The following is a 10552-nucleotide window of genomic DNA, read 5'->3' as shown; positions in this document are numbered from 1 at the left end:
GGTGGGCCAGTACATTGCTTTTGTACAACTTGTTCTTGTGTAAACAACAAATATTGCTATTTTGGCACCCCATTTCATATGAGATGGGGTTTTTTGTTTTAAGTGGTGATTTACTTTGTATCGCCATATAAACATACTCTAATTTGGGTGTAGGTAATGTTAAATATAATGGTAAGTTATGCTCAGTCTTTATGGTGTTTTGACTTAAACAGCGGTTTCTATATTTGAGATATTATTATTAGGTCAGTAATGTAATTGTCGACAATAATTTATGGCATTACTTTTACTCATTTTTGGGATATCCTCATTTTCGTTATTTAACTTACCTTGATTTAGCTAATCAACTTAAATAGAGATTGGTTTATTTCTATTAAAGGTGTCTTGTTTTTCTATTTTAATCCTTCTGGTGGTATTTATAAAGTTATTGAAAGTTACTTTTAATTACTGTTTGAAATAATTTGAAACATTAAGGCTGTCTGACTATCGTTTTTCATTTTATTTTCTATCAATTATTTCTATTTTTATTTTTATTTAAAAAGTGTTTTATTATATTAATGGCACCTAGGTGTTGCTTATATTGAATGCATGGTTGTTTTTAATCTATCATGATGATATTTATGGATTTATTTTTAATTTATTACTCATTTAAAATGTAACAATTGGTGAGTTTAGAAACATTATGAAAATATTTAATTGTTTTTTTTGGGAAGTTTCTGATTAATTATTTTTCGGTAAAATCTCGATTTAATATTTTTGAGTTAATTTCATGATTTCACTTTATCTCATCCCATTTTTTTTCACTAATAAGAACCCGTTTTATGAGTATAAAAAACTTTATTAATAATGATTGGGTTTATTTTATGGTTTTTTATTAAGAAAAGGTCAATTTAATTAGAAGCACATCACCAACTTATCCCGTAATGGTGTATTTAAGATGGGGTATGTTATGAATTATATATATATATCACTAACTTATAGTTAAGGTGTTTAATTAACCCTTAAATTTGACATAACTAAAATGTGGTATAATAATGGCAACGCATTGATGCATTGTTTAATTATTTCATTTATTAACTAATAGAGTTTGATAAATAGAAATAGTTATTGGTGTCAATCTTTAATATTTGCTAATCGAATATATTTTAAGAAAAAGTTGAAATAATCAGATTAATAATAACTCATTATTTTAATTTGTGTTGTCTTTTTATCTAATGGAAATGTATAAAATGAAATTAAATAAACTTGCTTTAGTATTAGGTTTAGGTTTAGCAGTAGTTGCTGGTTCTGCTTCTGCAAACCAAGGTGGCGGCCAAGTCACTTTTAAAGGTTCAATTATTGATGCTCCTTGCTCAATTCCACCAGGATCTCAAGCATTTGAAGTACCAATGGGTGCTATCGCAACATCTGCATTAAACGGTGGCGGTAAAAGTATTGCTCGTGACTTCAATATTCAATTAGAGCAGTGCGACATCACAACTCTGAAAACAGTTCAAACTACATTTACTGGTATTCCAAGTACTTCGGTAACTGATGGTTTAGCTATTGCTGGTACTGCGAAAAACGCGGGTATCGTGATCACTGATTTCAACGGCACCAAAATTGCTTTAGGTGCTAAATCACCATCTCAAACTTTATTAACTGGTGCGAACACATTGCGTTTCCAAGCTTATTTGCAAGGCGATGATGATGCAACAAACAAACCAGCTGTACCAGGTGAATTTGATGCAATTGCAACATTTGCTCTGAGCTACCAGTAATTGGTATAGCCCGTACAAGGATGTATGGGCACTAATTTTAATGCATTGAAATTGGTTATTAAGTTGAGATGGAGTCGCTATGAATCACTTTGGCATCATTGTCATGGTGCTTTCAGGAATGATATTTGCCCCGATAGTCAGTGCGCAAAATCAAAATTCTCGGGCACAAAGTCAGTTCAAAGGAACTGTTACTATGGGCGGTTCAATCATTGAGAGCCCTTGTGCAATAGATGCAGATAGCCGAGATCAATCAGTTAGCATAACGACTGTACCGGTTAGCCAGATAATTCACGACAGAGAAAGTCCAACAAGTGATTTCTCTATACGCCTTATCAATTGTGTTCTAACACCGGTAACTCCTGGAACCCCTAATTGGCAAACTTTCAATATTACATTTGATGGCCCAACTGATGGCCGTAACTTCGATGTTTTTGGGCATGCAAATGGATTGTCAGTAAAAATTTCTGATATGGCTGGAAATGTTGCAATACCTGGTAAGGCAATGCCTGATTTACCTATTAGCGCGGGGGAGACAACTCTGCACTATAAGGTGCGGGTAGTACCTAATAATAAACGCTTAAAACCAGGAAATTATCAGACAACTATCCGTTTTAAAATGGATTATTACTGAGTTATTACTAAGGGACTATTATGGCTCTGCGATTAAAAAGTAAAAATAAAGTATTTAATAACTCAGTAAGTTATTTTTTAACGCCTGTTGCTACCATGGTGTTTATAGCCATTGCTCATATAAATTTAGCTAATGCAAATAATGATAGTATTGAGTTTAATACGGATGTTTTAGATCTTCAGGATAAAAAAAATATTTCCTTAAATGAGTTCTCTCGCGCAGGTTATGTTATGCCTGGGAAGTACCCATTTAAAATTAATTTAAATAGTCGCGATTTAGCTGACATTTTTGATATTGAATATATCGCGGATCCTAATGATCCGGGTATGACTGAGCCTTGTTTAACGCCAGATGTTGTTGACCATATCGCTTTGCGTGATGAATGGAAACAAAAGGTTGAATTTGCTAAAAATGGCCAATGTTTAATTCCAGAAACGATCCCAGGAATGACAGTAAGTGGTTCTTTAGCCAAAGAAACGATCACCATTACTGTACCTCAGGCTTATATCGAATTTACCTCTGATAACTGGGATCCACCATCTCGTTGGGATGAAGGTGTTCCCGCTCTGATCTTTGACTATAACTTGAATGCTAACTTAACAAGGCCTGCAGATTCAGCCAATACCCAGTCAGTTACTGGTAACGGTACGACAGGTTTTAACTTAGGCGCATGGCGTTTTAGAGCTGACTGGCAAGCAAGTTATAATCGAACGAATGGTCAATCCACAGATCGTAAATGGGATTGGAGTCAATATTATGCTTATCGAGCCGTCAAAGAGCTAAATGCAAAGCTAACGATGGGGGAGCAATTTCTTCGCTCAGGGTTATTTGACTCATTCCGTTATATGGGGGTAAGTCTTATCTCTGATGAGAGAATGTTACCACCTAACTTACGTGGCTATGCACCTGAAGTCACTGGTGTTGCGAGAACCAATGCAAAAGTGATTGTGACTCAGCAAGGGCGTGTCATTTATGAAACGCAAGTTGCTCCGGGGCCTTTTCGTATTCAAGATTTAAGTGATGCCGTTAGCGGTAAATTAGATGTACGTATCGAAGAGCAGGATGGCTCCATACAAGAATTCCAAATGAATACCGCCTCCATTCCGTATTTAACTCGTCCAGGCTCAGTGCTGTTTAAGATTGCCGGTGGCCGACCGAATAATATGGAACATGAAACAGAAGGGCAAGGATTCGTTACAGGGGAATTTAGCTGGGGGGTCTCTAACGGTTGGTCATTATTCGGTGGTGGTGTCGCGGCAGGTGACTATAACGCATTATCACTCGGTGTTGGTCGAGATTTACTCGCCTTCGGTGCAATTTCATTCGATATCACTGAGTCACGAGCAAAACTGAAAACAGAAAACAAAATTTATACAGGGGCGTCTTATCGCTTAAGTTATTCAAAACGTTTTGAAGAATATGACAGCCAAGTCACCTTCGCAGGATATCGATTCTCTGAACGCGACTTTATGAGTATGAACCAATATCTCGACCGTCGTTACAGAGGGGTGGAATTCGATAATAGTAAAGAGCTGTATACGATCACATTTAATAAGTATTTCACTAGTGCGGATCTGACTGCGTATCTGAACTATAACCACGAAACTTATTGGAATAAGCCTGCGGCAAAACGCTATAACGTTTCTATTGCTAAATATTTTGATATTGGTCGTTTTAAAAACATCAATTTAAGTTTAACGGCATTCCGTAACAAATTTGATAATAGAAATAATGATGATGGGCTATATATGAACCTCTCTTTGCCTTGGGCTGATAGAGCGTCAATTAGCTATAACAACATGGTGACGAGGGATGGTAATTCACATACCGTCAGCTATTTCGATTCCGTTGATGATAAAACAAATTATCGTGTTGGTACTGGGGTTAGTAGTCGTGGACGTGGAACCATTGATGGTTTCTATACGCGTTACGCTGATTTAGCAACCGTTACGGCAAGTACCAGTTATATCAATGGCGATACCTCTTCAGCTGCATTTTCTCTACAGGGTGGTGCAACAGTCACAGGGCATGGTGCCGCATTACACCGCATTAACACGCCAGGTGGAAGCCGGGTGATGGTAGGTACTGAAGGTGTGAAAAATGTCCCTATTCAAGGTTTTGGGCCAACCACAGAAACCAACATTTTTGGTAAAGCAGTAGTCTCTGACATCAGTGATTACTACCGTACCAGTGCGCATATTGATGTGACTCAGCTGCCTGACGATGTGGAAGCTATTCGGACATCGCAGCCTATTACGTTGACTGAAGGGGCTGTTGCTTACCGCGAATTTGAGGTGTTAGCGGGTGTTAAAACGATGGTGAGATTGGCATTGGCCGATGGAAGTTATCCGCCATTCGGGGCTACCGTGAGAAATGAGAAAAATAGAGAGCTCGGTATCGTGACTGATAATGGCTCCGTATATATCTCTGGTGTCAATCCAAATGAAGTTTTAGATGTGCATTGGGATGGAAGTGCGCAATGCAAAATTCAGATCCCAGGAAATATTAAAACGGCGGAATTTAACTCACTGTTATTACCGTGTACAAGCAGCCCAGGTATTGAACCTGGATATATGCCTGCAAAAGCTGTTCCTGTTGGGCAACCAGCCCCTGTCTACAAACCTGCACCCGTTAAACAGGGCGTAGAACCGAGTCAGCGTTGGTTATTGAAGCCACCGGATATTGCTTACAGCGCAGATTATACCGAGTAACCCAAGTTGCTTGATTTTATAAATAGTTGGTACATATGAATATTAAGAAAATTGCATTTTTTACTACGACAATTACGTTATCTGCAGTGCTATGTGGACAGGCTTTGGCCGCTATTGCACTTGATAGAACACGCGTCATTTATAATGGGGCTGAAAAGACCATTAGCTTAAATATTAAGAATGAAAACACAGAGTTACCTTATCTTGCGCAGGGCTGGATTGAAGACGCTAATGGTAACAAAATTGAAAGCCCACTCACGGTTTTACCACCAGTTCAACGTGTAGAACCTGGTGAAGGTAGCCAAGTTAAAATTCAATCTCTTCCTGATATCGCGACATTACCTCAGGACAGAGAAAGTGTTTATTACTTTAACTTACGTGAGATTCCACCACGTAGTAAAGAAGCTAACGTATTACAAATTGCATTACAAACACGTATTAAGTTGTTTTATCGACCAAAAGCGTTATATGCCACTCGTACGGATTTAGAAAACCCATGGCAAGAAAAAATTACGTTAACGCGTAAAGGTGATGCCTACGAAGTCACGAATCCAACTGCTTACTTTGTCACGATTGTGGATGCAAGTTCAAAAGTGGGAGGAGATACGGTGAAGCAGTTTGAGCCTGTGATGATCTCACCAAAAGGTAACGGAATGCTTAAGGGTAGCGCAAGTGCTATGGGGGCAAAGCCAGTTCTAACTTATATCAATGATTATGGTGGAAGGCCTAAATTGACGTTTGGTTGCGCAGGTACAACTTGCAAAGTTGAATCTTCGACGGACAGATAACGGAGAACAATGTATGAAAAGGACTCTCCAGTTCAGCACTATCTTATTCAGCTTAGTTCCAGTGTTTACCTTTGGAATAAGTAGCTGGGATATTGATGGATTACACGGAACATTGACAGTAAATGGCATGATGACCGAGGCACCTTGTACGATGGATGTGACCAATTCAAAGCGCCAAGAAGTGTCTCTAGGGGAGATCCCTTCTTATTCACTCCGTAAACCTGGTGATAGAGCTGAACCAGTGTCATTTGAATTAGAATTTAGACATTGCATTCGTACAGAAAGCCGAATGAAAGACACGAGAACGGGCAGAGCGATTTGGGATGCAATGCAGCCCGTCATAACGGTTTCCTTTGTTGCCGTATCGGATAAACACTTTCCAGAAATGTTAAGTGTAAAAGGTGTCTCTGGCTTGGCATTAGAAGTGACTGACGCACAACGAGAAGATATCAGGCTAGGAAGCCGAGGTCGTCCACAATTCCTTGATGCACCGCAGGGGACTCTTCAATATTTTGTCACACCAGTGAGAACTCCCGAAAAATTGACGGAAGGAAGTTTCAGCGCCGTAATGGACTTTAAGGTGGATTATGAGTGATTTAAATAAGCAGCGGTACCTGCTGGCATCATGTCTCGTTGGACTACTTTTTACATCGGCCTCCTATGCAGGGTTACCCGATTCACGTATTAGCCCGTCGGGAAGTACACGGGCGACAGTCACACCCGGTATGATAACCGTACCGATTAAAGGGGTTGTTTTAGCACCACCCCCTTGCAAAATTAATGGTGGAAATATCATCAAAGTCAATTTTGATGAAATCATGAGTACGCGAATTGACGGGAACGCCTATTCGAAACCCATAAATTACAATATTGACTGTGAAAAAAGGCCAACGTCGCAAATGAAAATGACGTTGATTGGTATTCCTGCATCTTTTGATACTGGTGCAATTGAGACAGATCTTCCGGGTTTAGGGATTGCTTTTCGTTATAACGGAAGCAAGCTTCGATTAAATCAAGAAATCAAGTTCGTGTACCCAAATGCCCCTCAATTTGAAGCTATACCTGTTCGTGACTTATCCACAACATTGACAAAAGGTGGGGTTTTTCATGCGGGCGTCACTATCAAACTTGATTATCAGTGAGGGAAAAATAATGCAAAGAATAATGAAAAGATTTCCGCTGATAATGGGTCTGCTAGTAATACCTGCTAGCGCTGCGATGGCGAACGATGTGGAATTTACGGGAACTTTATTAATTCCACCGCCTTGCACTGTTTTTGAAGATAAAGTCAACGTCATTGAATATAAAGATATTGGTTTACATAAAATAGATGGGGTCAGATTCACGAAACCTATTAATTACGCATTGAAGTGTGAAGACAATTTAAAAGGTTGGGACTTGATGCTGACAATCAAAGGAACTGCAACCGACTTTGATACGTCGGCTCTGGAAACCAATTTCCGAGATCTTGGCATGCGTATTACCCAAAATGGTTTAGGCTTTGAAATCAATAAACCGTTAAAGATTACGTATGGGCAACCGCCTGTTTTAGAAGTTGTTCCAGTTAAGAGATTGGGAGTTACGTTGCCTGAAGGAGGCTTTACCGCAACAGGGACATTGCTAGCGGAGTACCAATAATGAACAAACTAATTCAATGTGCAGTAGCTGGAGCCTTACTTATCGACGTTAGTACGGCTTTTGCTGTACCTGATAATTTAAGGATTATCGGTAATTTAGTGGAGGAACCCTGCACTATTTTACCTGGTGATGAAAACATCCCGATGGATTTTTTTGATACACCAGAAAAAAACTTTTATGCCTATGGTGAAACTCCACCTAAAGAGTTTGTGATTAAGCTGTCTGATTGTGACACAACGATTGGTAAATTTGTAGAAGTCACTTTCTCTGGAACTCCGAATCTAGCGCTTCCTGGTTTTTTAGCATTATCAACAAGTAGTGTCGCATCTGGTTTTGCGGTGGGGCTGCAAAATTCAGATAAAACACCACTGGCTCTTGAACAGAAAGGCTCGAAGCTAACGCTACAAGATGGCGCTAACCAATTGCGGTTCTATGCCTATTTAAAAGGTGAACCGGATGCTATTGCAGATAAGACAATAAAAGTAGGGCCTTACAGTGCTGTAGCAACATTTAAATTAGATTATGAATAATAAGGCTGTGAACTAATATGAAAGTATTTTTATCGCTATTAATTGGTGCAGTCATGTTTTCATCTACTGCATCAGCTTATGTTTTTTCCTATATCACTGAATCAAGACCCGGTAATAACCCAAATAATGGCGATGCAGACTATAAGTACGTTATTGCCCGCTGGGACCCTGAATTGCCAACTACGCCTAATCCTTGTTTCGGATGGTCGAAATGCTATCTCACCATAAGCCATAAGCATACCGCTAATGGAACACCGGGGGCGGCAACCGTCGAGTTGGCCGAAATTTCTAGATATCGATACATGCTTGATGTTCAGAATATACCCGGCGTTTTGGCAAAGGCGACAGCTCCAGCAACACAGTGGGCTGTTCATACCGGGGTTAGGCTACAGAATAATCAGGAATGTGTGGGGCTGTTTTACCAAGATCGCACAGGGGTTACAAGTAACGGTGGGTTAATTCCCGGCTCATTATGTGGTATTGCGCCTCCACCAATTGGAGCTTGTAAGATCAACAATACCGTCCCGGATATCAACTTTGGCCCAATTAGTGAAGCCGATCTCGCTGGCCAATCAAAACAAGTGAACATTAGTGTGACATGTAACTTATCGATGGATGTTTTGGTGGTTGCAACTGGTGTTAACGTGACAAATGGTCGTGTAAATCTACGGGCGGATAATAGCTTATATGCGAATTTGTATTTAGGTGGGAACGATACACCTGGGGAAAATGGTTACAAAATCCATGTGCCTGCAGGTGGAACAAACTCGGTCACCCTCAAAGCCGTGCTAGGCACTAATGGCCGAGTTCAAGCTGGTCAGTTTGAAGGTGCTGCAGCCCTTATTTTAACTGTGCCTTAATAAATGGTGAAAATATGTATTCAGAAAATGGTAGTGAAAAAATCCATTATATGGTAGGTCAGAGGATCTTAGAAAAGCGTAGAGAGTTGGGATATACAGGCTTTCAGTTAGCTCAGTTGCTAGGTGTTAGCCAACAACAGATCTCGCGTTACGAAAGAGGCAAAATTAAAATTGACCTGTTTCATCTGTTCAAACTTGCATTTTTAATGGGAACCCCAATCGATTGGTTCCTTGAAGATATTAGCTCCCAGCTTAATAAACATGGGAACTTGGATGATATACAATAATGAGTTTTTAAATGATTAGTGGTGATAGGTAGGTTGAGATTACGGTGTTGTATTGTCTTTTGCACAAATGAGTAGGGCATCAAGGTTTAACTGTAAATTCAATCTATCTATCAATATATCCATCTATCAATATATCCATCTTCAAGTCACCATTTCCTCATCTTAATTCTTTAATATCTTCCCTATCGTTTTACTTTTGCAATTCTCTTAATTATCCACCAATAGAATGAAATTGATGTTTTTGTGCGTTGTAACAACTTTTTAGCGAATGCAAATGCAAACTAATATCATTTGCGCTTATTTGCGTGTAATATACGCTAAATTATGGGGCACCAAATTTAATCATCAGTACTTTTATCGATGGACGGAGGAAATTAGATGTTTGTAAAATCATTAGTTTCGGGTATTGCTTTGTTATCAGCATTAGTATTAGCGGGTTGTGATAACGCGAAAGACACATCAGAAACAGCTCAAGTTGCAGAAAAACAAACTATCACAGTAGAACATGCCCAAGGCAAAACTGAAATTCCTCGTCATCCGCAAAAAGTTATGGTGATGAACATGGAAACACTGGACATCATGGATGCACTCGGAGCCCCGGTTGCTGGTGTTCCACAAACCAACGTTCGCTTCCCTGAATTCTTAACGAAATATAGCGGCTCTGAATACGTCAATGGCGGAACATTATTTGAACCTGCTTATGAAACATTAAGTAATGCTAAACCTGACCTGATTTTAGGTGGTAGCCGTGCTCGTGATGCCTATGACAAACTCAGTGGTGTTGCTCCAACTATCTCATTAGACATTGATAACAAAAACTTTATTGGTAGCTTAACTGAGCGTACTAATGAGCTTGGCGCATTGTTTGGTAAAGAAGAACAAGCCAAAAAACTGATTGCTGACTTCAACACAAAAATTGAAGGTATCAAAACTAAAGCACCGACAGCAGGTAAAGCGATGGTGATCTTAGTCAGTGGTGGTAAAATCTCCGCGTATGGCCCAGGCTCACGTTTTGGCTTTATTTTTGATGTGTTAGGTTTCGAACCGGCTTATGTATTTACTGAAAACACAGGGCGTCACGGTAATATCGTTAATGCAGAATTACTGGTGAAATTGAACCCAGATTGGTTATTTGTTATCGACCGTGATAGTGCGATTGGTAAATCTGATGCTCAGCCAGCAGCAGAGGTACTTGATAACGCATTAGTGAGAAAAACAGCAGCATGGGAAAAAGGCCAAATTACTTACCTTGACCCAACTGCCGTGTATATCGCAGGTGGGATCCAAACTTATTCTCAGTTGATGGACGACATCAATACAGCACTAGAGAAGAGCCAAGCAAAATAACCG

11 protein-coding genes are annotated in these 10552 nt (G+C 39.6%); all 11 read left to right on the top strand.

Going from position 1 to position 10552, the window contains the following annotated elements:
- Nucleotides 1-1226 precede the first annotated feature (1226 nt).
- The 11 genes from PR809_RS03840 to PR809_RS03790 all read left to right on the top strand — a co-directional run bounded on the left by PR809_RS03840 (nucleotide 1227) and on the right by PR809_RS03790 (nucleotide 10549).
- The gene (locus PR809_RS03840; RefSeq protein WP_148241605.1) at nucleotides 1227-1757 is read left to right on the top strand and encodes a fimbrial protein; all 531 of its coding nucleotides are present in this window, start codon (nucleotides 1227-1229) and stop codon (nucleotides 1755-1757) included.
- A gap of 79 nt (nucleotides 1758-1836) precedes the next feature.
- On the top strand, nucleotides 1837-2388 hold the full coding sequence (locus tag PR809_RS03835) for a fimbrial protein (protein WP_102138102.1): 552 nt from the start codon (nucleotides 1837-1839) through the stop codon (nucleotides 2386-2388).
- A gap of 20 nt (nucleotides 2389-2408) precedes the next feature.
- On the top strand, nucleotides 2409-5099 hold the full coding sequence (locus PR809_RS03830; RefSeq protein ID WP_166264166.1) for an outer membrane usher protein: 2691 nt from the start codon (nucleotides 2409-2411) through the stop codon (nucleotides 5097-5099).
- 35 nt (nucleotides 5100-5134) lie between these two features.
- Nucleotides 5135-5887: a fimbria/pilus periplasmic chaperone gene (locus PR809_RS03825; protein WP_102138100.1), complete on the top strand. Its 753-nt coding sequence runs from the start codon at nucleotides 5135-5137 to the stop codon at nucleotides 5885-5887.
- 13 nt (nucleotides 5888-5900) lie between these two features.
- Nucleotides 5901-6482, top strand: a complete 582-nt coding sequence (locus PR809_RS03820; protein WP_102138099.1) for a fimbrial protein — start codon at nucleotides 5901-5903, stop codon at nucleotides 6480-6482.
- Nucleotides 6475-7029: a fimbrial protein gene (locus PR809_RS03815; RefSeq protein ID WP_102138098.1), complete on the top strand. Its 555-nt coding sequence runs from the start codon at nucleotides 6475-6477 to the stop codon at nucleotides 7027-7029. Before PR809_RS03820 ends, PR809_RS03815 begins: the two co-directional genes overlap by 8 nt.
- Before the next feature lie 43 nt (nucleotides 7030-7072).
- A complete protein-coding gene (locus PR809_RS03810; RefSeq protein WP_229597487.1) occupies nucleotides 7073-7525 on the top strand; it encodes a fimbrial protein in 453 nt (150 codons plus the stop codon).
- Nucleotides 7525-8055 (top strand): fimbrial protein, encoded by a 531-nt coding sequence (locus PR809_RS03805; protein ID WP_102138097.1) that lies wholly within the window; start codon nucleotides 7525-7527, stop codon nucleotides 8053-8055. The genes PR809_RS03810 and PR809_RS03805 overlap by 1 nt, the downstream gene beginning before the upstream one ends.
- Before the next feature lie 17 nt (nucleotides 8056-8072).
- Complete coding sequence (locus PR809_RS03800; protein WP_102138096.1) at nucleotides 8073-8915, top strand: MrpH family fimbial adhesin; 843 nt, start codon at nucleotides 8073-8075, stop codon at nucleotides 8913-8915.
- 14 nt (nucleotides 8916-8929) lie between these two features.
- Nucleotides 8930-9202, top strand: a complete 273-nt coding sequence (locus PR809_RS03795; protein ID WP_102138095.1) for a helix-turn-helix domain-containing protein — start codon at nucleotides 8930-8932, stop codon at nucleotides 9200-9202.
- A 378-nt stretch (nucleotides 9203-9580) separates the two neighbouring features.
- Nucleotides 9581-10549, top strand: coding sequence for a siderophore ABC transporter substrate-binding protein (locus tag PR809_RS03790; protein ID WP_102138094.1), 969 nt, complete (start codon nucleotides 9581-9583; stop codon nucleotides 10547-10549).
- Nucleotides 10550-10552 lie beyond the last annotated feature (3 nt).

It is taken from the genome of Providencia sp. PROV201 (assembly GCF_028479545.1).
In the GTDB taxonomy this organism is placed as follows: domain Bacteria; phylum Pseudomonadota; class Gammaproteobacteria; order Enterobacterales; family Enterobacteriaceae; genus Providencia; species Providencia huaxiensis.
Note: the sequence above shows the minus strand (reverse complement) of the source record. Positions and strands in the feature narration are given on the sequence as shown.